The organism is Paenibacillus sonchi, assembly GCF_016772475.1.
Lineage (GTDB): Bacteria > Bacillota > Bacilli > Paenibacillales > Paenibacillaceae > Paenibacillus_AQ > Paenibacillus_AQ sonchi.
The window spans coordinates 5,214,537-5,240,921 of record NZ_CP068595.1; the positions used below are offsets into that span (position 1 = coordinate 5,214,537).

Annotated in this window: 23 protein-coding genes and 1 pseudogene; 14 read left to right on the top strand and 10 right to left on the bottom strand. The window is 48.5% G+C overall.

Annotated features, from left to right (window positions below):
• Positions 1 to 144: 144 nt before the first annotated feature.
• From trpS to JI735_RS23270, 3 genes are all read right to left on the bottom strand, one after another.
• A complete protein-coding gene (gene trpS / locus JI735_RS23260; RefSeq protein ID WP_039839116.1) occupies positions 145 to 1,146 on the bottom strand; it encodes a tryptophan--tRNA ligase in 1,002 nt (333 codons plus the stop codon).
• 532 nt (positions 1,147 to 1,678) lie between these two features.
• Positions 1,679 to 2,500, bottom strand: a complete 822-nt coding sequence (locus JI735_RS23265; protein WP_202676480.1) for a hypothetical protein — start codon at positions 2,498 to 2,500, stop codon at positions 1,679 to 1,681.
• Positions 2,500 to 2,985, bottom strand: a complete 486-nt coding sequence (locus tag JI735_RS23270; RefSeq protein ID WP_202676481.1) for a DUF5050 domain-containing protein — start codon at positions 2,983 to 2,985, stop codon at positions 2,500 to 2,502. Before JI735_RS23270 ends, JI735_RS23265 begins: the two co-directional genes overlap by 1 nt.
• Before the next feature lie 314 nt (positions 2,986 to 3,299).
• On the opposite strand from JI735_RS23270, the gene JI735_RS23275 reads away from it, so the two are divergent.
• Positions 3,300 to 4,430, top strand: a complete 1,131-nt coding sequence (locus JI735_RS23275) for a discoidin domain-containing protein (protein WP_157771508.1) — start codon at positions 3,300 to 3,302, stop codon at positions 4,428 to 4,430.
• A 113-nt stretch (positions 4,431 to 4,543) separates the two neighbouring features.
• On the opposite strand, the gene JI735_RS23280 is transcribed toward JI735_RS23275, so the two are convergent.
• Entirely contained in the window at positions 4,544 to 5,596 is a 1,053-nt protein-coding gene (locus JI735_RS23280) for a suppressor of fused domain protein (protein ID WP_039839112.1), read from the bottom strand.
• Positions 5,597 to 5,825: 229 nt separating this feature from the next.
• Here JI735_RS23280 and JI735_RS23285 point away from each other — a divergent pair, with 229 nt between their 5' ends.
• The 6 genes from JI735_RS23285 to JI735_RS23305 all read left to right on the top strand — a co-directional run bounded on the left by JI735_RS23285 (position 5,826) and on the right by JI735_RS23305 (position 10,463).
• Complete coding sequence (locus JI735_RS23285; RefSeq protein WP_039839110.1) at positions 5,826 to 6,515, top strand: dimerization/docking domain-containing protein; 690 nt, start codon at positions 5,826 to 5,828, stop codon at positions 6,513 to 6,515.
• A 241-nt stretch (positions 6,516 to 6,756) separates the two neighbouring features.
• Positions 6,757 to 7,719, top strand: coding sequence for an EamA family transporter (locus JI735_RS23290; RefSeq protein WP_202676482.1), 963 nt, complete (start codon positions 6,757 to 6,759; stop codon positions 7,717 to 7,719).
• A gap of 110 nt (positions 7,720 to 7,829) precedes the next feature.
• Entirely contained in the window at positions 7,830 to 8,675 is an 846-nt protein-coding gene (locus JI735_RS23295) for a hypothetical protein (RefSeq protein ID WP_233476021.1), read from the top strand.
• Positions 8,676 to 8,997: 322 nt separating this feature from the next.
• Complete coding sequence (locus JI735_RS36195) at positions 8,998 to 9,387, top strand: hypothetical protein (protein ID WP_233476022.1); 390 nt, start codon at positions 8,998 to 9,000, stop codon at positions 9,385 to 9,387.
• A 53-nt stretch (positions 9,388 to 9,440) separates the two neighbouring features.
• The gene (locus tag JI735_RS36200; RefSeq protein ID WP_233476023.1) at positions 9,441 to 9,731 is read left to right on the top strand and encodes a response regulator transcription factor; all 291 of its coding nucleotides are present in this window, start codon (positions 9,441 to 9,443) and stop codon (positions 9,729 to 9,731) included.
• A gap of 90 nt (positions 9,732 to 9,821) precedes the next feature.
• On the top strand, positions 9,822 to 10,463 hold the full coding sequence (locus JI735_RS23305; protein ID WP_233183035.1) for a hypothetical protein: 642 nt from the start codon (positions 9,822 to 9,824) through the stop codon (positions 10,461 to 10,463).
• A 52-nt stretch (positions 10,464 to 10,515) separates the two neighbouring features.
• On the opposite strand, the gene JI735_RS23310 is transcribed toward JI735_RS23305, so the two are convergent.
• Complete coding sequence (locus JI735_RS23310) at positions 10,516 to 10,893, bottom strand: PilZ domain-containing protein (RefSeq protein WP_039839104.1); 378 nt, start codon at positions 10,891 to 10,893, stop codon at positions 10,516 to 10,518.
• Positions 10,894 to 11,049: 156 nt separating this feature from the next.
• Here JI735_RS23310 and JI735_RS23315 point away from each other — a divergent pair, with 156 nt between their 5' ends.
• Positions 11,050 to 13,035, top strand: coding sequence for an AraC family transcriptional regulator (locus tag JI735_RS23315; protein WP_039839103.1), 1,986 nt, complete (start codon positions 11,050 to 11,052; stop codon positions 13,033 to 13,035).
• Between the two features lie 206 nt (positions 13,036 to 13,241).
• The gene (locus JI735_RS23320) at positions 13,242 to 14,156 is read left to right on the top strand and encodes a class I SAM-dependent methyltransferase (protein ID WP_202676483.1); all 915 of its coding nucleotides are present in this window, start codon (positions 13,242 to 13,244) and stop codon (positions 14,154 to 14,156) included.
• A 13-nt stretch (positions 14,157 to 14,169) separates the two neighbouring features.
• Here JI735_RS23320 and JI735_RS23325 read toward each other — a convergent pair whose 3' ends face one another.
• Positions 14,170 to 15,429 carry an MFS transporter gene (locus JI735_RS23325; protein WP_039839101.1) on the bottom strand — a complete coding sequence of 420 codons (1,260 nt, stop codon included), beginning with the start codon at positions 15,427 to 15,429 and terminating at the stop codon, positions 14,170 to 14,172.
• A 240-nt stretch (positions 15,430 to 15,669) separates the two neighbouring features.
• On the opposite strand from JI735_RS23325, the gene JI735_RS37480 reads away from it, so the two are divergent.
• Both JI735_RS37480 and JI735_RS37485 read left to right on the top strand, forming a co-directional pair.
• Positions 15,670 to 16,236: a hypothetical protein gene (locus tag JI735_RS37480; RefSeq protein ID WP_325175537.1), complete on the top strand. Its 567-nt coding sequence runs from the start codon at positions 15,670 to 15,672 to the stop codon at positions 16,234 to 16,236.
• Between the two features lie 188 nt (positions 16,237 to 16,424).
• Positions 16,425 to 17,258 (top strand): ABC transporter substrate-binding protein, encoded by an 834-nt coding sequence (locus JI735_RS37485; RefSeq protein WP_325175538.1) that lies wholly within the window; start codon positions 16,425 to 16,427, stop codon positions 17,256 to 17,258.
• Positions 17,259 to 17,426: 168 nt separating this feature from the next.
• Here the strand turns inward: JI735_RS37485 and JI735_RS23335 are convergent, their stop codons facing one another.
• Entirely contained in the window at positions 17,427 to 18,239 is an 813-nt protein-coding gene (locus JI735_RS23335; protein WP_039839088.1) for a CPBP family intramembrane glutamic endopeptidase, read from the bottom strand.
• 240 nt (positions 18,240 to 18,479) lie between these two features.
• On the opposite strand from JI735_RS23335, the pseudogene gdhA reads away from it, so the two are divergent.
• Positions 18,480 to 19,851, top strand: a pseudogene (gene gdhA, locus JI735_RS23340) (NADP-specific glutamate dehydrogenase).
• Positions 19,852 to 19,990: 139 nt separating this feature from the next.
• Here gdhA and JI735_RS23345 read toward each other — a convergent pair.
• Entirely contained in the window at positions 19,991 to 20,974 is a 984-nt protein-coding gene (locus tag JI735_RS23345) for a diaminopimelate dehydrogenase (protein WP_039839085.1), read from the bottom strand.
• A 511-nt stretch (positions 20,975 to 21,485) separates the two neighbouring features.
• On the opposite strand from JI735_RS23345, the gene JI735_RS23350 reads away from it, so the two are divergent.
• A complete protein-coding gene (locus JI735_RS23350) occupies positions 21,486 to 22,559 on the top strand; it encodes an alpha/beta hydrolase (RefSeq protein WP_157771507.1) in 1,074 nt (357 codons plus the stop codon).
• Between the two features lie 142 nt (positions 22,560 to 22,701).
• Positions 22,702 to 23,418, top strand: coding sequence for a sensor domain-containing protein (locus JI735_RS23355; protein WP_051052280.1), 717 nt, complete (start codon positions 22,702 to 22,704; stop codon positions 23,416 to 23,418).
• A gap of 96 nt (positions 23,419 to 23,514) precedes the next feature.
• Here JI735_RS23355 and JI735_RS23360 read toward each other — a convergent pair whose 3' ends face one another.
• Together JI735_RS23360 and JI735_RS23365 are read right to left on the bottom strand one after the other, a co-directional pair.
• Positions 23,515 to 23,820: a DUF1801 domain-containing protein gene (locus tag JI735_RS23360; RefSeq protein WP_039839098.1), complete on the bottom strand. Its 306-nt coding sequence runs from the start codon at positions 23,818 to 23,820 to the stop codon at positions 23,515 to 23,517.
• A 243-nt stretch (positions 23,821 to 24,063) separates the two neighbouring features.
• On the bottom strand, positions 24,064 to 26,340 hold the full coding sequence (locus tag JI735_RS23365; protein WP_039839078.1) for a preprotein translocase subunit SecA: 2,277 nt from the start codon (positions 26,338 to 26,340) through the stop codon (positions 24,064 to 24,066).
• Positions 26,341 to 26,385: the final 45 nt, after the last annotated feature.

The window sequence follows — 26,385 nt, forward strand, 5'->3', positions numbered from 1 at the left end:
ATAAGCACCGCAATTGCAAAAAAAGCGGTCAGTGATGCGGACATCCTCAGGTAGGATGCCAGGCGCTCACTGGCCGCTTTTTATCGTTTTATTTTCTCTTTAAGAATAAGTGCCCCGGCAGAGTCAGCATCAGAGGACACCTCCTTACATAGCTGAGGGGCTGAAATAATCGAGCTTCATCGCTTCACGGACTTCCTTCATCGTCTCTTTGGCGATCCCCTGGGCGTGCTTTGTTCCGGTGATCAGTATTTCGTCCACGAGCTGCGGCCGCGCGGCATAATAGGCCCGGCGCTCACGCATGGGCGCAATCAGCTGCTCCAATGCCATAGTGATGCGCTCCTTGCAGGCTGAGCAGCCCATGGTTCCGCGTTCACAGCCTTCGCGTATCTCGGGAAGATGTCCCGGCTGGAAGGCGCTGTGATAAGCATAAATCGGGCAAATCTCCGGGTGTCCCGGATCATTTTTATGCACACGGGCGGGGTCAGTGAGCGCTCTTTTTATTTTATAGGCGATATCCTCCGCAGTAGAATCAAGCGCGATGGCATTGCCCAGACTTTTACTCATCTTTGCATTTCCATCTGTACCTACAAGTCTTGGGGTATTGCTGATCAAAGCCTGGGGTTCTACCAGTATAGGCTGGTACAGCTCGTTGAATCGGCGCACAATTCTGCGGGCCAGCTCCAGATGCGGCAGCTGATCGTCTCCCACAGGAATAATCGTTGCCTTGCAGAAGGTGATGTCTGCAGCCTGGCTGACCGGATACCCCAGGAACCCGTAATACAGTTCGTCAAGTCCCCGGCCTTTGGCTTCAGCCTTAATCGTAGGGTTGTGGCGCAGCGAATTGACGGATACAAACATCGAGAAATATATAGTCAGCTCAGCGATTTCGGGAATCATCGACTGAATAAAGATGGTGGACTTCTCCGGGTCAATCCCTGCGGATAAATAATCAAGGGTCATTTCGCGGATGTGGCTGCGGATCAAGTCCTTTTGTTCAAAGTGGGTCGTCAGCACCTGGACATCGGCCAGAAATACAAAGGATTCATACTCCTCCTGTAAAAGCACCCGGTTCTGCAGACTGCCGACATAATGGCCAAGGTGGAGCTTTCCGGTCACCCGGTCTCCTGTCAATACACGTTCTGTCATAAGTGAACATCCTCCTAAATTCGTTGTATACCTTCCTGAGAAGCTTGTGAAATTGAGCTGTGATCCGCCGCCACCAGCCATCCTCCATGGCCATCACCCCCTTAAAAACAAAATAACCCCGTCCGATAAGGACGAGGTTGTCGCTGTGCCACCTTAAATGACCGTTAAGCTGCACACAGGTGCAGACTTTCCAGCCTTCGCATTACGGTGCGGAGATACTGTAACTCAACATCTCGAGACCGTTCCCGTGATAACGGCGGGACTCCCGGCATTTCCCTACTACACCCTCTAAAGGTGGTTCGGAAAAGCAACTCCAAAGGCCATTCGAGCATATCCCGGACACCGGTTCACAGCAACCACCGGCTCTCTGCAAGTCCAAGCGTAATATGTCTACTTACCCTTTTTCAGCGTTGTTCTGCTATATGGGGAATGTTACCTTATGAAGCCGGGTTCGTCAAGGATGAAAAAAGCCGAAGCTTCAATCGAAGCTCCGGCTGACGGGATGTTACGTGTTATGAGGATTTGGATGATTTTAGTTGCTGGAAATGGTATAAATCTCAGTCACAGGTCCATCAGAGAGCTTCAACTTCGTTTTGCCGTCGGCGCTCATCTTATAAAGGCACTCGTTATCTTCTCCATTAAAATAGTAAATGCCTGTTGCACTTTCATAGATAGCGCTGTTATCCCAAGTCACACCGTTCAATTTGGTTAAGGTGAGATCTGCATTCAGAGCGAAAGTTCCGCTTGCTGCAAAAAGCACGACTTGACCGGCGGCTGTGCCATTCTGTACCTTAAACAGATTCGTCACATTTGTTAATGCGATCGGTTTCGTGCTGGTTACTTTACCGTTTGCTACAGTGCTGATGGAGGCTTTTCCATTGCCATCGACATAGGCAAATTTGTTTCCGCCCATTTCTGTAATACCAACAATCCCAGTCTGGCTCAGTTGAAAAATCTTTCCGGATTTATCAATTGCATACCCTTTGCTCTTGGAGTATACGTAATTATCATCGTCATCTACCGTGATGCCTTTATTGTAAATATAGTAGTTATTGGTCCAAAAACCTGAGTAGGTGGCGTTCGCATCCAGCGGGTTATTGGCATTTACTGCTTTGGGATTTCCGCCGTTCAGCGGAAGGGTGTACAGAACCATAGAGTTGAGGGAGTAATAAGTTTCTGCCGGCTTAATATCGACCATTACAGAGGTTCCTGTAGGAGTTGAATAGATATAATCAGAAGATGGAATGGCGCCTTGGGCAATAAATTGCACGTTTCCGCTGCCGTCCCGGGACTTCGAGGCTGCCCAGGTGTTGGTTCCATTCTTCAATACATTATAGTAAATGCGCCCGTTCACTACAAAGAATCCGGGAATTCCGTATCTGCATTATTGGCGATTTGCTTGATCTGGCTGTCATCTGCCGCATTGGCCGGTGAGCGGTAGATCACGCCTTTATCATCCAGGAAATACAGGTAATCTCCCTCAATCTGGTAAAACAATATGTTCTTATCCCCTGCAAAGCTGCTGATCAGCGCATTATTTTCCGTCAGAGACAGGCGCTGCAGTTTGGATAAGTCATCACTTTCAAAAAAATACAAGTATTTGCTTGTTGCCTCCAAATAGTCTCCCGAGAAATTCTCGGAGAGCTTCTGGGCAGTCCCGCCAGCGGTCGGTACACGGTATAAAGCATCTTCCGAATTGTAATAAACATACCCATTCCCGGCAGCAGCTGCCGTAGCATGCGGAGTCATCTTTCCTGACCCTAGAACTCCGCCGCCAATCAATACACCTGCAAGCAGCGTAAGCCCTATTCTTGTGATTAACCTTTGAATCTTCTTCATTTGACGACTCCTCTGTAGATGATATGGTGGAACTAAAACAATACCTAATAAAGATATCGGATTTGGGAGTGGAAAATATATGAAGCGAAAGAACCATTATTTTACGCTCATACTAATTGCTTTGTGCATTTGGAAAGAGCCGAAAGACATGCATAATTATGCAAATACAAAAATGCCCCAAAAGCTGTAAATCAAAGCCCAAGGGGGGATAACCGCTGAGCTTGCGGCAGGCTGTAAGGCCTGATCAAGAACCGGAAGGGATTTGCTGCAGGTTGTCGAATCTTTACTTCTTGAGAAAAGAAACGAGGATGGCGATGAAAATTCGAAAACAAATGATGATTAAAGTCTTGATTACCGTAGTGGCGTTTTATTCCCTTTTCAACTTCAGTTTGTATGCGGCGTCTCCAGCTGCCGGTTCATCGAGTCAGTCTTACGGAGGCGAGTGGGTGGACAAAGCATTTGTTGAGTCCGAGGATCTCGACGGTACGCTTAATCTTACCTTTGACAAGAATACGGGCAAGGCTGCTTTGGAGTATTCAGTCTGGGATGACTTTGAAAACTACAGCTTTCAATCGGCGGGACCGATTACAGTGGAAGAACAGAAACCCGTGAAATTCAAGTATACATATCTGGACTATAGCGGCCATGAAAATCCAAAGACCGCTCATGGCGAGGGGATCATCGAATTCAAATCCGGCACAATCAATCTTCGTATGGGAGTGCTTCCCTCCGAAATGAACAAGATTTTTGCTCAGCAGCGGATTTTTATCCGTGATCCTTACGGGAACCGGGTTCACGAGCCTGAGGATGCCTTAGCTGTTGTATCCCAATACTGCAAATGCAAAGAATCCAATCTGGTGAAATTCGATTTCCCCGCTGCAGACAATGAAAGCCAAAAAAGTTGGATTGTTTATGTGAGTATACATGTAAGGGGGATCTTTTTGACCGAATATAAGGTGAATTTGCACACCTATAAGGTAACAGAAATCAAGGATGTATGGTCGGAAGCCTATCATTTTGCCGACAAAATGGAGGTGTCAAAAATTACGGCATCCTCCACCTTGCCAAAATCGAAAGCAGGCTCCTATACTGCAAGTCAAATCATCGACGGCGATACGGCCACTTGCTGGTGCGAAGGGGTGAAGGGGAGCGGAATCGGACAAAGCTTCACCGTTAGCTTCCCCAAAAAGACTAAAGTCAGCAGCTTTAAAATTTTGCCGGGCTATGGAAAGTCTGTCTCCGCCTATCTCGAAAACAACAGTGTGCGCAAAGCAAAAATAACCTTCTCTGACGGAAGCTCCTTCATTGCTGATTTTACGAAGGAAACTGCATTAGAACTGCCAAAAGATAAAGTAACAACCAGCATTACGTTCACTATATTAGAAGTCACTCCAGGCTCTAAGTATGACGACACTTGTGTCTCGGAATTTGCCGTCTCTCCTTAACAACAGAAAAGCTCTCCCGGTTGGGGGAGAGCGGAGTTCCAAGTCACTTATGAACTTAGCTTAATTTCAATACAAGAGTCGGCCATTTACGCTAAGGAGTCCTATCAACCTGCTCAGCCAATCGTCTTGACGATTGTTCCTTCACTGTCAGTGATATGCGTGGGAACGATCCGGACTGCGAGCTCTGGCCAGCCGGGAAGTGGATAAAGTCCTGCTGACGGCCGGAAAATTTCCGAAAGAGCTGCTCCTGCAGCCTCATCCAGCTTAAGGATAATCAGTTCTCCGCGAATTTCGAAGCCGGGCGTGTCGCCAGTCTCGAAGCTGACCGAGATCTCAGGACCGGCCAAGGTTAGGGTGCGCCCCTTAAGCAGTCTGCCCCGCAGCAGTTTTCCGACGATTTCGGCTTGCTTGGCTCCCAGCTGCAAGGTATGGACAGAACCGTCTGCCGGGTTCTCCCAAGCCAACTGGTCCACATACAAGGCTCCCGTGTTGGAACCTTCGTTTTCGCTGCCCAGCCGTACAGCCTCAGCGATTGCCGGCAGCTTCAGCAGTGAATCCCGCTGCAGATCGGTCATATAGAGCGGAAGGTGTTCCGTCATCTCCGCCAGGACGCCAAGGGTATTCCAGACCTGCATAGCCAGCAGTTCGTCGTTAGTAATGCCCACCAGCTGTATGAACTCTAGCCTTCCATTAGGAGTGTCTATTGCCGGCAGCAGCGGGTCTGCAATAAAAGCCAGCGCGGTCAGCAGCGTATCCGCTTCGAGAGCGATAGGGCCATTGGCATCCATGTAATCCCCGGAACGGAACACGTTCCCGCTGTTAAACACATAACGGCCCAGGTTCTGCAGCAGATTCAGCGCCCAGGCCGGAGGCTCATCCTCGGTCGCGGGCTTGAACAGCCGGAAGGTCAGCTCAAAACCGTAGCCGCTGTGCTCAGGATCTTCCGACTCTTTTTCATAGAGCTCCGAGAAGCCATAGGTTACAAAGTGCCAATGCGGAAGGGGTTCCCGTACTTCGTATACGCTGATTCCATTCAGCGGATCCGGCCCACCAAGCATGTAGGGTATCGCGGTCCCGTAATGCTTCTGCTCCTGTTCTCCATAGAGCTGCTCCAGGGCTTCATCTATGGCCGCCCAGCCGTCTGCGTTCAATTCTTCTTCGCTCATATGATTTCCCTCCCAGAATGTGGTCGGGAACTAGTTTATCATGTTAGATTCGCAGACTCAAATGGATGGTGCTAGAGTCCCAGCGCGTTGCCCCGCTCCAGTCTTTGGATCTGCTGCTCGCCATTGTCGGCCGGTTCGCTGAAAAGTTATCACGGGCCAATATCCGCAAGTTCAATTTTAGCAATCGTATATGATCAGGAAACGTAACAATGAACGAGGAGGAGATATAATGAAGCCTTGGACACTTACAAAGCTGCCTGATCCGGAAAATCTGCGCAGACAGATGATTCTGCTGGCGGTGATGGACGTTATTTGCTGCGAGGAGGAGTGGCTGCGCGTGCATCGTTACGACCCTGACTTTCAGCCGGGAGTGCAGCTTGGCATTGTCGAGAATGGAGCCGGGGATCATCTGTACGTACTATTTACGGCCGATGGTTGCGTGATTAAAGGATTTGACCATGAATCTCCACTCAGTCCGCACGCGCAGGATGAATATGAGGTTTGGCCAGGGATGTATGAGGGATTACCAGACAACCTGCAATCCGCCCTGCGCAGCAGCGGTGATACACTTGAAGCAGAAGATGTAACCTTTTGTCTGTGGCAAGAGAACGGCAGTCCGGAGTGGATGTGCGGGGAATGGAGAGAGCTGGACCGTCTGGACAAAAGGCAAGCGGAGAGCGGAGGGGCCGATTTCCTGCTCAGCTATCTTTATGAGACACCTGAAGACTACATAGAATGGGCGATGGATTACTTCAGCGGACTTCAGCAATTGCCGCTTGGGGCTGTCCGTGATCTATTTGGCGGTAGTCCGGTGACGGATGGCCTGATTGCAGCAATAAATCCGCAGCGCGATAGGCCGCAGGCCTTTAAGGAGCTGAAGAAGCTGCTAGAGCTTCTAAATCAAAATACACAAATTTAAAGAAGTTAAAGGTTGACAGCAGCTTACTTGCCATGTAACATATGTACAGTCGTTATGCGTACAATTACATACTGTTCTCGTATAACCTCGCAGCCGTCAGGCGTCAACAGGGCGAGGGTTTCTACAGGAAGCCTTTTCTTCCTAACTACGATGACAAGGGCCATGCTTATGGTCCTCGTCCCCGGAGTTAGGATTATTTGCGTGTAATGGCTTATTCAAGTGATTCAGGAGGCATATTTAAATGAAAGATTTGAAATATTTATTATCTGTATTAGCAGGTGCCATGAGCTACGGCATATTATCGACCATCGTCGTCTTGGCATACGGAGAGGGGTACCAGCTTGGGGAAGTGGTCGGTACGCAGCTGTTGACCGGCTGCATTCTGGCCTGGCTGCTGGCCTTATATACAAAGGTTAGGCAGACGCGCAAACAGCGCAGCCAAGGTGTCACACCTGCTGCTGCGCGGCAGGCATCACCGGCTCTTACCTGGAAGCAGAGAATTCTGCTCATGCTGGCAGGAGCGCCAACGGTTGTAACAGGCCTGGTCTATTACCAGTCACTGCGGTATATTCCGGCTTCTCTGGCCATCATTCTGCTGTTCCAGTTCACCTGGATCAGCGTGCTGATTCAGGCCATCAGCAAACGCCAGCGCCCCGATAAGGTGACGCTGCTGACCTTGCTGCTGCTCTTTGGCGGAACTTTGCTCGCGGCAGGAATCATAGAGAAGGGCGCATCGCATTTCAACGTTCTTGGGCTGACGCTTGGATTGTTGTCTGCGGTAAGCTATTCCATGTTCATTATTTTCAGCGGCAAAGCCGTTCCTTCCGCGCATCCGGCGTACCGGAGTGCCTGGATGGTTACCGGCGGCTTGCTGCTGTTATGCATTCTCTTCCCGCCGTATTTCCTCTTTAACGGTCTTTTGTGGGGACAGCTGCTGCTGTTTGGGTTCTTGCTGGGGTTGTTTGGGGCATTTATTCCGCCGGTTTTGTTTGCGATTGGGGTCCCGCATATCGGCGGGGGCATGGCGGGCATTCTCGGTGCCGCTGAGCTGCCCGTTGCCGTATTGCTGTCCTCATTCGTACTGCATGAGCAGGTCAGCGGGCTGCAGTGGATCGGGGTTGTCCTGGTGCTGCTCGGCGTAGTGCTGCCCGAACTGTATAAGCTCAGGTGGCGGATGGCCGATACCCCAGCTTCTCAGGCATAGCCGCGGTACACCCTTTAATAATGAACACCAAATAGGTTAAAATCGTAACGTATACAGCAGGAGGAATTTAGATGTGGAGCAGCATCTTTAAGTGCATTCCGGCAATTTGGATGTTGAGGATTGCACGCTTGCGGCTGATTCATTCAACGGGCTGTGTACAGAACGGGGAGAAGAATATGAATGGAGAACTGCATCAGCTGTTATTGATTACAGCATTGGGCAATGGAAATCTGATGAGTGGAGCGGATGCATCCAATAGTGAACTGGAGCATACCGGTTTTTTAGATGTACGCTTCCTTGCGGAAGGAGGCGGGCAGAGCTGGAACTGGCCGGAGTGGCTAGCAGAGCTGAAAAACAACGGCTGCCAGCGGCTGATGTTAAACGGTACGGCTTCAACAGCTGCCTGGAACAGCAGCGGGTTTAGCGGCAATGGAGCACCAGGTGGAGTTACTTCACTCGGAGCCTGCGGGGAATCTCTCTGGAAGGCTGAGTGGCGGATGGATCAGTACCGCTCACGTACGAAATGGAAAGTGACCTATACTGAACAGAAGATTGCTGACGGACAACAGGGTTCCCGCGAGTTCCTTCCTTTGGCTGATATATCGGCGCATTTGGAAGAAGTGCTGCGTGAGATTGGAGCTTTGGCCGATGGGATCGGGGAGCAGTTCTGGACGAATAACTTTTTTGAACCTGCCAGGGACATTCTGAAGGGAAAAGCTCCCGCAGCTCAGCCACCGTTCCAATTACCGGCGGTTTACAAGGATCAGGCGCGCATTCTGCTGAATGCGGTCTACAAAGCCTGGGTATTCGGGGGCATGGGCTCCTGGAATGACAATCCCCCGTATTCCGCCTACTTGCATGAGCGGGAGCAGGATTATACTTTACTGTCCGCCCGGTTATACGAAACACTGGTGCAATGCGCACGGGGGGCGGTCAATTCTGTGGTGCTGCTCTGAAAACAAACGGGGCATACGAAGCTTTTGGAAATAGGACAGTTCAGAGGTCATGAAAAAATAGTCTAAAAGTAATATTTAATAGAAATCCGGGGTTTCCAGAACTTATTTCATGGACTTAATGACCTGATATATAGGTGGATATTTCCTGGTTGATGACTAAAAGAGTCTGCCAGAGATGCTGAATATGCCAAAAGTCGTATGTTCAAAGTTATATATGTACAAAGCAAAATTCAGAAAATTCAATTTTTCCATTAGTTGATCCGATAATTATAAAAAATCCGCCTTAATCTGGATCAGTTTTAATGGAAGGAGAAATAGAGTAATGATTACAACCATCGATGCATCTAGCCGGCTTGATAAAGAAGACTACTTGTTATCGAATATGCAGCAATCTAACCGGCCAAGCGCCCCGAATCAACTGTTAATTGAAGTTTTTCAGGACTGTATATTCAATATTAAGGATCATCTTTCCGGTACATTTTTATTTCTTCTTACAGATGAGGAGGGCGTTCTTCTTGCGATGGATTACAGCCGTAATCTGGAAGCCATTGTCAGCCAATCCCCAATCTGTTTGGGAATGTATTTTGCTGAAAATAGTTGTGGGGTTAATGCGATATCAGAGGCCATTGCGAAGGGCTGTCCCGTATATTTACCCCTGAAGAGCATGAAAGCCCCCTTTTTCAAAATTGGCATTGTTTTTCGGTTCCCTTAAATGTAGGAAATGAAACGTTAGGTTACCTTGATGTTTCAACGATTAATGCCGATATGAAAAGCGAACTGATCGCAATTGCCAAGCTGATTCCGGCCGATATGATGATCAGTTACCAGGGCCAACTCGCTAACCAGGCTGCTGAACAGCTTTCCAAGCCGCTGAGTGAGCGGCAATTAAAGGTTCTTGAACTGATTTCTCAAGGGCTGACAGGAAAAGCGATTGCCTCCAAATTAAAAATAAAAGAGTGCACCGTGAACCACCATAAAAAAATCATTTTTGAAAAATTAGGGGTTCAATCCAGCTCGGAAGCGGTTTCAGTTGCAACCCGCATGTTTTTGTTGTAGCTTCCCTATAGTTTTATATAGGTGGAAATGTTAACATTACATGTTAAACTTTTCTGGTGTTTACAAAGAGAGAATCATCAGGAGGGTATTATGAAGAAGAAAATTGGTTTGTTATCAATGGCAATGCTGTTAATGTTAATGTTGGTTACAGCATGCGGAGGGAAAGACAAAGAGGTCAGCTTAGGTGTGACTGAAAGTGGTTCTTATACGAATGATTATTTCGGTTTGTCCCTTAAATTCCCCAAAGAATGGGTGTATCAGGACGCAGACCAAATGATGAAGCTTATGGAGGCAGGACAGGAAGTTGTTGCCGGAGGCAATAAAGCCAAGAGTAAAATGCTTGATCTGGCGAAAACCAAAACCCTAAATCTGCTGATGGCTTCAGAATTTCCGTTAGACTCAGGTAAAAACGGGCCTTCCGCTATCGCTGTTGCCGAGAAGGTAAGCATGCTCCAAGGGATTAAAAACGGCAAGGACTACCTGGAATCTTCGAAAAAGCTGATGGTAGACAGCAAGCTTCCTTATAAATTCGAAGACATCAAGACGGTTAAAGTCGGCGGCAAAGATATGGACCTGATGAAGGCTTCGATCGATGCTGGAGCCGGGGTAGTCAACCAGGAATATTACAGCACGATTATTGACGGGTATGCATTCAACCTTATTCTTACATACGTAGATGAGAAGTCAAAGGCTGAAACGGATAAGATTGTGGAATCTCTATCGTTTAAATAAGAATGAAAAAAGGAGTATTCCCATTAAGGGAATGCTCCTTTTTTGCTGACAATCAACGAACCAATATCTTGCCTTCCCCGGCCAGCCTGCGCAGTACGCCTGGAAGACGATCACGGTCCTCTTCAGGAATATCCAATTGAATACCGTAATGAAAAGTGCCATTCTGCTCTCTGTTCCATTTCAAGGTTCCTTCTATGTACATAGACTCTGAGGCTAGGACCATCTCCATGCCGACACGTACCAGGTTAGTTTCAGGATTAACATTCAGAGGAAACGCCAAATGGCACCCCGAACGGCTAATGTCATACAGTACGGCACTGACGGGTTTTGGAGGAACCGGAATTCCGTTAATCGTAAGGATATGAAGATCAAAGGTGGCAGGTTCTTTAAGAGTGTATCGAAAAGGTTCGGTTCTGCGGTTATTATTCATATGCCCTCCATACTTTTCCATGTGTATTCTACATTTATCGACAGGAAAGGGGGAGAAATGAAGAGGAACACGTCCGGATGATTTACTGATAACTCTTGTGAATGAGAATGTTTATCAATTATACTTTGAGTAATAACTGATAAACGGAGTGCTGAGATGAACTTGAACGATCATATTAAGCTGTGGAATCATGCGTCGATTAAAGTGCTGGATATCCGTAGCAATAGCCTGGAGCCGGGAACAGAAATTCCACACTACCAACTGCCGGCCAGCGCTTTTGTATATGCTTATCAGGGACATGCCTGTGTGCAGATGGATGATATGCGGCTCACATTGAGAAGGAATCAGATTATGCATGGAGGCCGTGGTGCCGTACTTCATATTAAAGCAGAGGAATCATTTGAATATTTTCTTATTTTGTATAAGGCGGTTCTGCTACTGCCCTCGTCCAGCAAACTGCTGCTTCAGCTCGAACGGGATGATCCGTTTAAGTGCCAATATAGCTTTGATCCGCTCTATCCTTTGCCGCTGCTGAGCAGGCTGGAGCAAATGTATGAAAACTGGGTGACATTCGATCCGCTGCATTCTTTACATGCAAGGACGCTGTTTCTTCAATTCATTCATGAGCTGTTATGGCAGATGCAGCATCAAGGACTTGCACCGGTCCCGCCTGATTTGCTGGCCCAGGTGCTTCGTTACATGCAGGAGCACTATATGGAGCCGGTCACGCTGGAAATTTTGGCAGAGCTGTTTGACTGCAGTGTCAGTTATTTAAGCAAGCTGTTCAAGAGCCGGATGAATGAAAGTCCGATTCGTGTATTAACGCAAATTCGCATGGAGGCTGCCGCGAACCTTTTATTGCACAGTAATTATCCCCTGCAGGAGCTGTCTGAGCGGGTAGGATATCCTGATGCGCATACCTTCAGCCGGAATTTTAAAAAGCATTACGGACTGCCTCCGGCACAATTCAAATTGCAATTTAAGGGAGAAGGGCCTGTACCAAAATCGCCTGTTTATCATCCGAAATCTGCCCTTGTAGCGGATAATTCCCAGTGCTATAGTATCAAAAGCAATGAGAATTATTATCATTTACGCAAAAGAGGGGGATTACCAGTGAAAAGAGGAACGAAACCGGCGTCGATTGCCACAGCGGCGTTAATGTTATGTTTTACATTGTTGATTAGTGCATGCTCCAATACACCGAATCAGGCAATCCGCGGTACAGACAGCAACAGCACACAGGCAGTGAATACAATCAATCAGGAGGCAGGCACAGCCAAAGAGAGCTCCAACGCAGGCAATGCTGCTGCAGCAACCAAGACCTATGTGGACAGTAAAGGAGAGGTAACGATTCCAATGAACCCAGAGCGGATTATTGATCTGACAGGAAGTGCGATTGGTAATTTGCTCGTGTTGGATGTCAAACCGATTGCTGCAGCCGACGATTCATTAAAAAATCCGTTCCATGAAGGCCGCCTGGATAATATCATCAATATTGGCACAGAGCCGAATGCTGAAGCCATTCTGGAGCTTGACCCGGATCTGATCATCACTTTTGACTACATCGAAGAGTCTCAATATGAGCAGCTGGCGCAAATCGCTCCAGTGGTCAGACTTAAGTATGGGGCGGGCACTCCACAGGAATTATTATTGGAATTTGGAAAAATCACTGGCAAGGAAGACGCGGCACAGCAGTGGATTGAAGAGTGGGATGCCAAAATTGCTGAGGTTAAGCCCCAAATCACCAAGGTTGTCGGCGATAAAACCGTATCGATTCTTCAGCCTTATGCAAAAGGCATCTATGCCTGGGGAGACAAGGGCGGAAGAGGCGGCGAGATCCTCTACGGAGATCTTGGGCTAAAGGCCCCAGATATTATCCAGAAGACACTGATTGACGGCGAGGGATTCGGCGGAAATTTATCGCTTGAATTGCTGCCTGAGTATGCAGGAGATTACATCTTCACAAGCAATTGGGGATGGGATGACGGAGATGCAAATGTCGTGTATGGAAGCAGTATATGGAAATCGCTCCCGGCAGTGAAAAATAAACAGGTTTACTTCATTGATGAGAAGGGCTCCTATTATAATGATCCGATTTCATTGGAGGCACAGCTCAAGTTCATTGTGGAGAGTTTTCTATAGATATTCGGCCTCCAAAACTACTGTTAAAGTGGTGCTGGGGGCTTCTTTGATATTGACATTTTGAAAGACATAAAAAAACGCCTACAATGTGGCGGAAGTGTGAAACTTATATTTTCATAGCTCTTATTATACCATAAAATAACAAAAAAATCAAGTATTGTTTCATGAGCAGGCTGAATGGTACAACAGAAATGAGGTGAAGAATAGTGAAAAAAGAAAGTTTAACTGCACTCGTCAGCGCATTCTCCAGAGCGTATCACGCGGAGCATAATCAGATCAAAGTTTTTGATGATTCACTTGCCAGACAACTGTTAACCGATGAGGAATACGAGGGTATTGCCAGCAACATGTCACAAGGGATTGCGTTCTTTCTGCCGGAATTTGAGGGCACACAGGAGCAGGCGCTGCGCAGAGTCGTTGACCACCAGCTGTCCCCATCACCGCTTGGCAGGGCTGCATTTGCCGAACAGGCCCTTGAGGTTGCCACTTTGCACGGTGCAAGGCAGTATCTGATATTTGCCGCCGGGTATGATACCTTCGCTTACCGGCAGCCGGAGTGGGCATCGAAGCTGCAAATTTTTGAGATGGATCATCCTGCCACAGCTGAGGACAAACGCAGACGCGTATCGGCTCTGAACCCCAATAAGCCGTCCAATCTGCACTATGTTCCAGTAGACTTCAGTGAACGGGACTGGACGAGCCGGATGCTGGACTGCCGTGCTTTTGACCCGAGTGTAATCAGCTTCAGCAGCTTGCTGGGCATCACCTACTATTTGCCCAAAGATGTGTTTAAGCAATTCTTGTCAGCCGTAACGAAGCTGCTTCCAAGCGGCAGCAGTATTGTCTTTGATTATCCCGATGAGCATACATTCACTCCACATGCAGGGGAACGCACGCAGAAGCAGGTGATGATGGCCGCGCGCGCAGGTGAACCGATGCAGGCCAGCTATTCCTATGAGGAGCTGGAACACATGCTGGAAGACGTCAATATGTTGATCTATCAGCATTTGACACCAGCCGAAATTACCGGTCAGCTGTTTCAAGCCTACAATGACAGCCAGCCTGCCCACCCAATCACGGCATTCGATAATGTGAATTATTGCTTGGCGGTTAAACGGTAGGTAATCATTCTTTTTAGCCTCCAGTTTGGGGCTGCTGCGGATGATGGCCATTCCGGTCAGTCCGTCTACGGTAAAGATGCAGCAGCAGATAGGAGACGGCAAATGCTGCTGTAACCAGCCATAAGGGGATACGCGGGTCCAGCTTGTACGCCCAGCCGCCGATGATGCCTGCAGGTGCAGTAAAGAGCAGGATCAGCACGGAGAGCATGGAAAAAACTTTGGCCCGTTTATCGTCGTCGATGGCATTCTGCACGGCAGCTTCCAAATAAGGTGAGCTGATCATGAGTCCCACTGCTGCCAGTATGGTGCTGAACCCTATCCAAAGAAGACTGGACGAAGGGTATAACACCAGCATTATATTCGATAGAGCGGAGAGACCAAACCCTGCCATCATGGAGCGATTGGCACTTTGGTCCGGGATTTTGGGCATAAGAAGCCAAAGTGTCAGCAGCATGATTACGGAGGAAACTGCCGGAAACAGGGAAATGATGCCGCTGTCCAGCCGTAAATAATCTGCCAGATACAGCGACAGATAGGTGGTCTTCAGCGTCGCCTGAAAGTTAAACAGGATGTACACACCAAAGATGAGCAGCAGATTGCTGTCCGCCCACAGCTCACGGAAAGCGCCGCCATATTCGACCATACTCTGCTTGAGTCCCAGTTCACGCGTTTCCAGACGTTTTTTGATCCCGGCTTCGGTTTCACGGGTGGTTAAATGACGGCCCACGAATTGAAAGGTCATGAAAAGAAACGCGAGCACATACATGATCCGCATGCCCTGGACCATTCCGTAATGGTTCACCAGCAGTCCGCCCAGCGGTGCGAACAACCCGCCGATCACACTGATGATCTGCAGCAATGTGAACACATAAGTCCGGTCGGCGGGCCTTGTGTCTTCAACAATCAGACAGTAAAAGGCGATATGCGGCACACGCTGGAAGCCGTTTATGACCGCAGCCGCCACAAAAAACCACAGGTTCTGCGAAAAGGCCCATAATAATGTAGCCAGGCTCCAGCTAAGCAGGTCAAAATATAAAATAGCCCGCTTGCGTCCCAGGCGGTCAGTTAAATATCCGCTGAGCAAAGAAGAAAACACCTGCACAATCAATCCAATGGTGGTAATCCAGCCGATATTCAGCTCCGTCAGCCCCAGCTCGTACATATAAAGGGTGGCATAGGTGGAGAACATGCTGAAAGGGATCAGGAAAAAGGGCTCGAAGGCCAGGCAGCCCCGGCTGTTCCCTTGCAGCCGGGCAAATAAAGGTCTTGCCATTACGTAATCCTCCAGATTGTTATAAGAGTAGGTAAGGTTCAAATTATTAAATGATAATTATATGATAATGTGAACGCCCCGGATAGTAAAATTATGGTTAATGAAGGAAACAGAACAATAAAACGCCGTAAAAGTCGTTGCAAAAGTATGTATAATCGTTGATGGCCTATATTAGAAGCGAAGCGGATTTTCTCTATACTATATTTGAAAGCGATTACATTTCGTGGGGGGCTTAATCGATTGAATAAGAAAAGAGGATTGACACTGCTGTCCGGTATTCTAATGCTGTCGCTGCTCAATGCGTGCGGCAACAACAATAGTAACGCCGGAGGGAGCCAGACGGAGCCGCAGGTTTCGGCAGCTGAGGCGCAGGGGGCGGGAGACAATAAGCAGGCTACCGGAGATTCCGGCACAGTGGATACATCCCAGCCTGTCACGCTGAAGATGATCTTTGTGGGGCCAAAGCCGGTCGACTATGATGCAGTATTTGGGGAGATCAACAAGAAGCTGAAGGAGAAAATTAACACGACCCTTGAAGGCGAGTTTTTGGACTGGTCAGACTGGGCGCAGAAATATCCGCTCAAACTCGCTGCCAACGAGGATTTTGACCTCATTTACGCGGCCAACTGGGCAGGCTACAACGATCAGGCAATCAAAGGCGGCTTCCTGGAACTGACCGACGACATGCTGAAGAAGTACGCTCCGATGACCTGGGAAGCGATGCCTCAGGTAAGCTGGGGCCAGGCGAAGGTGAACGGCAAGCTCTATATGGTGCCACAGAACCGCGGGAAACGGTCGAGAAGCTGATTTTATACCGGGAGGACCTTCGGAAGAAATACAACCTTCCGGACATCAACAGCCCGGAAACCTACGCTACCTATCTAAAGACCATCGCCGAGAAGGAGAAGGGTGTAATTCCGTTCACACCGGAGACCGGAGACTGGAAGTTCCACAATCTGGACCGGGTGCTGCTGAAGCAGCAGAACGAATGGAACATGCTTGACTTGGATCTGCCGATAGGCTTCAAGCTGACTGATCCCGCCGGTAAAGTGTTCAATGTCTACGAAACACCGGAATTCAAGGAATTGGTTTACTATTATAAAGATCTGGCAGAGCACAACACCTGGTCGAAGAGCGCGCTAAATAGTAAGCTGGATCACCAGCAGGAGTTCCGGGAAGGCAAGACGGCGTCGATTACACACAATGTGGGCACACTCGGTTCTTTGATGACCGACATGCGGGAGAAGAATTCGACATATGAATTGGCGCTGGCTGACATAACACCGGACAAGAAGAAGTCGGTAGCCGTCTCCACGCAGAACGGGGTTGCTATCCACGCCACCTCCAAGAATCCCGAGCGGGCTCTGATGATGCTTGATCTTCTGCAGAACGACAAGGAACTGCACGATCTGATCATGAGCGGCATCTCCGGTGTGCATTACAATCCAGTCGGAGATGATAAGTACACGAACGCGGAGAAGAACGCTAATTACACCGGCTTCTCCAACTGGTGCTTTAACTCGCCGCTGAACCGGGACAATGCTTCCTTCCCGGATGAAGCGAACGCGCTGACCGAAAAATGGGAGGGGGAGGTTTTCCACTATCCGCTGGAAACCTTCGTGTTCGATAACAGCAAGGTGAAGACGGAAGTCGCGAACGTCGGCAATGTGATGCTGCAATACGGCATTCCGCTGGAATATGGCACGGTGAAGGATGTAGACAAGGGGCTGTCAAATCTTCAAAAACAGATAAAGGCCGCCGGCATAGACAAAATAATCGCGGAGGTTCAGCGTCAGATCGATGAATTCCTGGCAAAATCGGCCCAATAATATGCATGCTTTTGTTCCGTTACAGGACGAAATAAACCCGCTTCCGTCCGTTTTTACACTACACAACAAGAAAGCCCGCGTTGAGACGCGGGCTTCTTTACATTCAATCATCAGCTTGAGTCGTTGTACAAGTTAGAATAATTGGGTTGGAAATTCAGGATGAGAGTATCAGGTCGTCATTTTTTTTCTTCTCTTATACATCCATAGACCGGCAAGCCCCGTCAAAGCAATAGCGAGGATTCCTTCCGGGCTGGGCATGCCTACTACGTTGTAACTCTCATGTACCTGAATGTATTTTTTCAGAATCAATGTATCAATGAAGGCATTTCCCATCGTGTGCATAAGAACGGCTGGCCATACGCTTTTGGTCATTAACAAAATTTCGCCATACAGTATCGCCATGGCGATCATGCCGATCATCAAACGGGGGATATAGGTAATCATGCTTTCTGTGGTATCGAGAAACAGGTGCAAAAAAGGGAAATGCCACGCCCCCCATACTATTCCAACAGTAATATGGACGAGGAAGCGATTGATTCCAAGTGTGAACAGCTTAGGAGCCAGATAACCTCTCCAGGCAAACTCTTCGAATATATTTTTGATAAAACCCGGCAGGAGAGCCATGCCAAATGCTGTTAAGAAGGTGGAGAACGAAGGAGATATTTCTGTCCACCCCAGTCCTAAGCCGATTCCGACAATCGCGACAGTCATCAAGGGATAAAACAGTACACTGAATCCATACAATAGCAGGTTTCCCTTGAATCGGGGCTTTAAGCCGAAATCTTTCCATCCGTCACCCATCCAGCTGCGCATAATCACCATCGTCAAAAGGGGAGACACAATCCATAACAGCTGTCCTAGGCTGCCATTCTGATCTGTTCCGACTTGTTGGTCCACCAGACGTCCAATCCATCCACAGCTTAACGCAATGATGGAGAAAATAATAACGTGTTTATGCGTCTTGTTTTCCTTTTCCCTCAAGATTCCAGCTCCTCTTTTAAATTCTGAAGTACTTCCCGTATCACTCCTGCAACAGACTTCTTTCTTTACATCGGGTGTAAGATTTATAGAATTATTTAATTACCCGCTAAAAAATATTTGATTGGCAAAATGATGTCAGGTTCTATAGAATTCTCTTTAAAATTCTTATTAAATTTTTTCTATAAATTTGTAAATAATTTTATTGGTAAGCTAAACTTTAGTTAAAGGGAGTGTAAAGAAGTGTCAATTGTTATTTCAGGATCATCCACAGCGGCAGCTGATTATGTACAAGGGATATACAATCAGGTTATCGCCCGGGATCCTCATGAACGCGAGTTCCATCAAGCTGTCAAAGAAATCCTGGATACACTCGTTCCCGTATTGGCCCGGCATTCCCGCTATATGGAGAATGGTATTCTTGAGCGTCTTGTCGAACCGGAACGCAGCGTAACCTTCCGCGTGCCATGGGTGGACGATTCCGGCAGCATACAGGTCAACCGAGGTTTTCGCATTCAGTTCAACAGTGCCATTGGTCCTTACAAAGGCGGTATCCGTTTCCATCCTTCGGTGTATTCCGGTATCGTTAAGTTTCTTGGCTTTGAGCAAATCTTCAAAAACGCACTCACAGGCCTGTCCATCGGCGGCGGCAAGGGTGGCTCGGATTTTGATCCCAAAGGAAAGTCGAATCAGGAAATCATGCGCTTTACCCAAAGCTTCATGACCGAGCTTTACCGGCATATCGGACCGGATACCGACGTTCCCGCTGGCGACATCGGAGTCGGTGCACGCGAGATTGGATATATGTTTGGACAATACAAACGTATACGCGGAGGGCATGAATCAGGTGTGCTCACCGGAAAAGGTCTCCAGTACGGCGGAAGTTTAGTACGGAAAGAAGCTACAGGCTACGGCTGTGTATACTTCGTCCAAGAGATGCTGGCAGTAAAAGAACTCGGATTCCGGGACAGTCAGGTTGTCGTATCCGGTTCAGGCAACGTGTCCATATATGCCATCGAGAAAGCACAGCAAATGGGAGCGCGGGTTGTAGCCTGCAGTGATTCGGGCGGATATGTTCATGACCCGCTGGGCATTAATCTGGAAACGGTAAAAAGACTGAAAGAATCACAGCGGCTGCGAATCAGCGAATATGTCAAAGAACACCCTCATGCGGAGTATATTGAAGGATCCGCCGGTATTTGGAACCTGCCCTGCGATATCGCGCTTCCCTGTGCAACTCAGAACGAGTTGGACGAGGACTCCGCCCGGAAACTGATTAATAACGGAGTCAAGGCAATCGGTGAAGGAGCTAACATGCCTTCTACGCTCCAAGCCATCCAGCTGTTCCTTGACAATGATGTGTTATTCGCACCGGCTAAAGCTGCTAATGCCGGGGGTGGCCGTCTCAGCGTTGGAGATGAGCCAGAACAGCATGCGTATCGACTGGACGTTTGAAGAGGTTGACGAGAAGCTCCAGTCCATCATGAAAAATATATACCGCAGTGCAGTAGAGGCCGCTGAGGAATATGAGGTTCCCGGCAACCTTCTCGCCGGTGCAAATATTGCCGGATTCCTGCGGGTTGCTGATGCCATGCTGGCTCAGGGAATCGTCTAAAACCTGTCTTGGTACATAGCCATTACAAAAATACGACCCGCAGGAGTACCGCTTCTATTCAATCGAAGCGGCTCTCCTGCGGGTCTGTTGTTGTTCATATGACTTTCATATGCTGGCAGTACCTGCTTCTACCAAAAGCCTACAGCAGCTCGCGGCGAAGCTCTTCTGCCGATTTAGGCGATAAATAACCGAGCGGAATATCGAATACCGTCTTAGCGCCCCGCTGACCTTCCTGGCTTAAACGGAATGCTGCTCTAGCGTAAGCAACCAGAACGCTGGCCGTAAACTCAGGATTGCTCTCCAGCTTCAGACCGAATTCAGCGATTTGTTTGCTTCCATTGCCGGATACACCGCTGCGGATCACAAACCCGCCATGCGGCATGCCGGAATGCTCCGCTTCAAGCTGTTCTTGGGTGATAAAGGTTACTGTCGTATCATAGTCAGCGAAGTAATTTGGCATGTTCACAATGGCTTCCCGGATTTGTTCCCGGTCGGCGTCTTCCTGTGCCACAACAAAACAATCTCTGCGGTGTTTCTGGCGGGTTTCCAGCTTCGGAGTGTCTCCGGCCCGGATGCCGTCAGTTACAGCTTGTACCGGCACGGTGTATTGAACGCCGGCCTTCACCCCCGGCACGCGGCGGATCGCATCGGAGTGGCCTTGGCTGACACCGGGCCCCCAGAATGTATATTCCTGTCCTTCGGGCAGCACAGCTTCCATCAGAAGCCGGTTCATGGAGAACAGGCCTGGGTCCCAGCCTGTTGAGATCACACTTAAGCGTCCTCCGCCAAGAGCTGCCTGATTTACAGATTGGAAAAATTCCGGAATTTTGGCATGCGTGTCGAAGCTGTCAACCGTATTGAACATTGCCGCCAGCTGCGGAGTCTGTTCCGGCAGGTCAGTTGCTGAACCGCCGCACAGAATCATTACGTCAATACGGCCTATGTATTGATCTGCCGCAGAAATATGCTCAAAGTGAACGCCGGGGGGAGTTTGAAGCTGCTGCGGGTCTCTGCGCGTGAATATCGCCACAAGTTCCATGTCCGGATTTTGTGCGATCGCCTGGTGTACCCCTCTGCCCAAATTGCCATACCCTGAAATGCCTACTTTTATTGTTGTGTTCACAATTATCCTCCTTCGCCGGAGCTGATCTCCAGAATGTAATGAGTCTCTGTCTAAATTATAAGTATATAGACATTACACGAAATGTAAACAACGACAGGCAAGAATACCGGCGAAGATTGCAAGCTTGATCAAGCTGAACGTAATATCGGACGACAAAATCAGGCATACCTGTTCTTTAAAGACCGTCACATTGCTGCAAGGAGATAAACTATAGGCAGATGGAATCGTTTGCGCTAAAATAAGAGATACAAAATTGGTTTGAGAGAAGTCATCCACAATGTAGAGGAAGAGAAGCTATGAAAGATTTTTGAACAATTGCTGGACAAGTACGCGGAACTGGTCGTAAAGTCTGGCGCAAATGTACAGCCCGGATACTGTGAGTTTGAAGCCCCTGTATTTGATGAAAGCGTTTGAACAATTAAACGGAGGAGATTAGATGATCAAGAATTGGATTTACAAGTGCAGTTGCTGGGGACTTATAACATTATTAATGTTAGCGCTCACGGGTTGTATGAAAGAAAAGGAGCCAACCGCTGTTCAGCCTGCACCAACCCTTGAGGGAAATCCTGCTCCTGATGAAACCAAAGGTACAGTGAGCATAGAGAAGCTCGGGGAACGGAGAATCTTTGTTTACCTGCCGCCTGGTTATGAAACCGGCAAAGACCGTTATCCTGTAGTGTATATGAACGACGGGCGGAGTGTGTTCAATACAGGCACCAGTTCTTTTAATAAAGAGTGGCTGGTTGACAAGAAGGTAGACCAGCTTGTTAACGACGGCAAGATGGAGAAGGTCATTGTAATTGCAGTCGATGCAAGCGAAGGCTCAGACCGGGGGAAGGAGTATGTCCCTTTCCCTAATGATTCTATTCCTACGGATGGAACCGGGGCGGAGGAATTTACCAGCTATTTTATTGAAACCGTCATTCCCTTTGCGGATTCAACATACAGAACGATCCCAGACAGGGACCACCGGATGATCATGGGATCGTCATTTGGCGGAGTGCAGGCGTTCTGGATGGGCTATCACCATCCCGAGACTTTCTCGATGATCGGTGCGCTGTCCGCCTCCACATGGGTAGCTAACGGACAAGCGTATGACGATTGGGTGCAAGAAACCGGGAAGCCGGATGTGAAGATTTGGCTGGACATGGGAGCTGAGGAAGGAATGGTAATTGATCCACTGGTAGATTTACTTTTGTCGAAGGGATTTAAATATGGGCAGGATTTATTTTTTCAGATGGATCCTATTGGCGAGCATGACGAGATCTCCTGGTCCAGACGAGTACATAGTCCACTGATCATGTTCGCCGGGAAGGCACCCGGTCAGGCGGTGAAGCTGGAAGTAAGCGACTATTTGTCAATTTCAGGGATGGGAGATTCTTATCTCCGCGTCAATCCGGTAGCAACCATGGACAATGGAATGGATTATTCTGTCCCCTCCGCAGCCTCATACAAGGTGCTGAATCCTGAGGTTGGACAGGTGGATCCATCAGGGAAAGTGACCTTTTTGAAGCATGAAGACTTGCGTATTGAAGTTACATATCAAGGGATCACCCAGTTGTATGACATAGAAAATGATCGTTAGGCAATAAAATATGATAGCGTGACAAATACCGAAACAAATCCTAGCCTTTGGTCTGGTATGGCTCCAGTCCGAAGACTGTTTTGAACCTTCTCTTTACCACGTATAATGATGATTAAGTGAAAAACGTGAGAGGAAGGACAATATGAACAATAAAGTGTATACTATGCCGATTGGAGCGCAAGAATCGGTGCAGATTCCAGCACAATCCCAATCTAAACCTCGCAAAGGTGGAACAAATCCCAAGGTATTCCGGAGCATTATGTATTTTATAATATCTGTGCCGCTAACCATTGTATATTTCGTATTTATGGTGACAGGGCTGGCGTTGTCCATTGGGTTAACACCTGTTTTCATCGGAATCCCCTTATTTTTTGCAGTAGCAAAGGGAATGGATTACATCGTACAATTTGAGCAAGAGCTGGTAAGATCGTTGCTGGATATTCCTGAACCAAGTGAAGAACACCGATCGAATATGCAGGTGGAGGGAGCGGGCTTCATGCAACGAATGAAGTTAGGTTTTCATGCTGGGAAGTTTGCACGTAACATCATGCTGATCATGGGCCGGTTCGTGTCCAGCATTGTTTTCTTTTCACTTATGATAACTGTGGTAGCGGCTGCACTCGGCCTGATTACACTGCCTGTGCTACATCAGGTTTTTCTGCAAACCATGGATTTGAATATTCTGGAGAATAGTGTGTTTGCCTTGTTCCAAATCGACTGGACATTATCTCAGCAATATATTTCTTATGTCGTAGCAGGATTTGTAGTTGCCTTGATCGCAAATTGGGTAATTCGCAAGCTTATGGATATACAACGTAGAATGCTGTTCGTATCCTACGATGAAGGACAGCAGTATTAAATTTAATGAAACGTATTGCTGGATTCGTAGGTAATGCTGAAACAGTAAAAGAAGAGAGCAGCGATTCTCCTGTTATTGGAGGATCGCTGCTCTGCGTTAGAGCGATTCGGAGGACTGAGAGAGCAGAGAGGAGAGCAATGTGTAATCCGGAGAATCTCCTTTTCTAATCTTGATCCACTTGCGTTCCGGTGGACCTTCAAAGCCCTTTGGAAAATCCAGTCCAGTCGCATTCATGATCATAAATGCAATTGCATCCTTCGACGGGGAAATCACCGCGGCATAGTGGCCGTTTTTAAGAAAATGGGGTTTTTTGTATTGAATGCGCTCTTCAACCGAGGGAATGGTCTGGTGAATCATCTCCCGCAGCCGATCCGAAAGTTCAGCTTGCCAAGGTGCACCCATACCCTCAATAAAAGCAGTTACCTCTTCATTCTTCACTTCCTCAAACAACTCCCTTCATTAATGTTATTACTTACACAAATTAAATATACCAAAAATTGAAGATATATCGTCATATTTTTATAGTCATCTTAGAAACTTATCTGAAACCTTTTGTCTAGGTTAGTGGAATGCCACAAACGACAGCCGTTTTTTCGTGCAGTAAACGGGCGGCAACGCGGATACCCTTGAAAAAGCTGCGCTGCATCAATAATTTGACAACTTGAGTACCGGCCTCAAAATCTTGCGAATCCAATAAGCCATTACGGTCGCTGCGGTCCATGAGCTGCGCTTATTCTGTAGGTATTGATCGCTGATAATATAAGTCCGGGTGGAAGCAGGGCTCTTCAGACCGAACTTTTCCCACTCTGCCGGGTCATTCGAACCTCCGAGCCTTTCAAGCATCTTCTCCGCCGCGCTGTTTATTTTAGAAGGAATTTGCTCGTAGGCTTCGGTGATTTGCGCATGAAATTCGTCGATCGGATTGCGGCTGGCAAGGCTCTCCAAGTGAATACCTTCGCGAAGGTAAGAAACGTATGCAAGATGGTCAGCCCAGAACTCGTCGATATAAAAAAGCCGTACCCTCTGCTCCGCAGGGCGGAGGGGCTGCTCGCCTGTCAAAATTCGGAGCCGCTCCGCGTATAGAATTCGCCTCTGATCTTCCACCATATCCGAATAACAGTTCAGTTCCTTGTGGATATCGAAGTTTTGGCCCATAACAATACGCTGAATACTTGTGATTTTGCTGCTGAGCACCGGCTCTTCAAGTGCCTCATCCTGTCTGGGAACGCGAACTGCTGTATGGATGCCGAAGCGAAGCAGCAACTCGTCTTCCAAGCTTACATAAAAAACGGAAGCACCCGGGTCGCCCTGGCGGCCGGAACGTCCGCGCAGCTGGTCGTCAATCCGCACGCTTTCGTTCACATGGGTGCCAATCACGTACAACCCGCCCAGCTTGGCGACTGCCTCTGCTTGCGCGGGGTCGCCGCCGCCGAGCCGGATGTCGACGCCGCGTCCCGCCATGTTTGTAGATACCGTCACGGCGCCGGTTTCTCCCGCTTTGGTGATGATGTCGGCTTCTTCCGCGTCGTTTTTCGCATTCAGAACATGGCAAGGTACGCCGGCAGCCGCTAGCGCCTCTGCCAGCATGGCAGACTCCTCGACGCTTGACGTACCAATGAGAATGGGACGTCCCGACCTATGGACGGACGTGATTTCTTGTACGAGCGCCTTGAGTTTGGCTTCTTTATGGGTGTAAATCCGGTGCGGGTGGTCGATCCGGATGTTCGGCCGGTTCGGCGGGATTTGCACGACCTGCAGCGCATAAATATCTTCGAAGTCCATTGCGGAAGCATGCGCGGTAGCCGTCATTCCGCAAATCTGCGGATACAGGCTGATGAAGTGTTGAATGGTAATCGTCCCGAGAATTTTCCCGCCCGCTACGGAGTACAGCCCTTCTTTGGCCGTAAGCGCGGCTTGCAGCCCATCCGGCAAATACCGGTTCTCCGCCACGCGGCCGGTATATTCTTCGATCAGCTCGATTTTGCCGTCCCGGACGATGTAATCGACGTCTTTCTTTAATAACGATTCCGCATGCAGCGCGCAATTTAATGATGTCAGCAAGTGACTGTTATGGCTATCGTACAAATTGCCGCATCCCAGCAGCGATTCCGCTTTCGCAGCACCTGCTTCATTTAAGTATACGTTCCGCTGGAACTCGTCGAAGTCGTAATGCTCTGCTTGCTTGAGCTGCCGGGCCACTTCTGCGAAACGAAAGCCGTCACTTCTGGAAGAGGCCGAATCGCCGCTGATGACCAGCGGCACCCGCGCTTCGTCGAGGAGCAGCGAATCCGCTTCGTCGACGATGACGTAGTGGAAAGGTCGATGCACGGTATCGGCTTCGCTTAGTGCGATTGTATCGCGCAAATAATCGAATCCCGCTTCTTTAGCTGTAACATAGGTGATATCCTTGGCGTAAGCTTCCCGTTTCTCGGACAGGCTCATACCCGCTTGAACCGAGTTTACGGTTAACCCGAGGAACCGATAGATCGGGCCCATCCACTCCGCATCCCGCTTTGCCAAATAGTCGTTAAATGTCAGCACATGAACGCCTTTGCCGGTCAGCGCATTTAGATAAGCTGGCATAACAGCAGAGAGTGTTTTTCCTTCACCGGTATGCTGCTCGATCAACAATCTCTCGTGCAGGGCGATAGCAGCCATAATCTGGACATTGTAAGGCTGTAATCCGAGCTTTCTTTTCGCTGCCTCGCAGACTAACGCATAAGCATCAACAAGCAGCTCATCCAAAGGCGTGCCCGATCGTGCTTCTTTTTGCAGCCGGAGGGATTCCGCTTGAAGCTGCCCGTCGTCCCATGCTTCCAAATTCCGTTTCCTGATGAGCTCCGCTTTATCCTGATAGACTTTCAGCTTATTCTGAGTATCGCGGTCTTTGAATTTTTGCATCAGCTTGACGGCTAAATTCATAGAAATTTGATCTCCCCTCGGTAGAAATATGATTACTACGTAAAA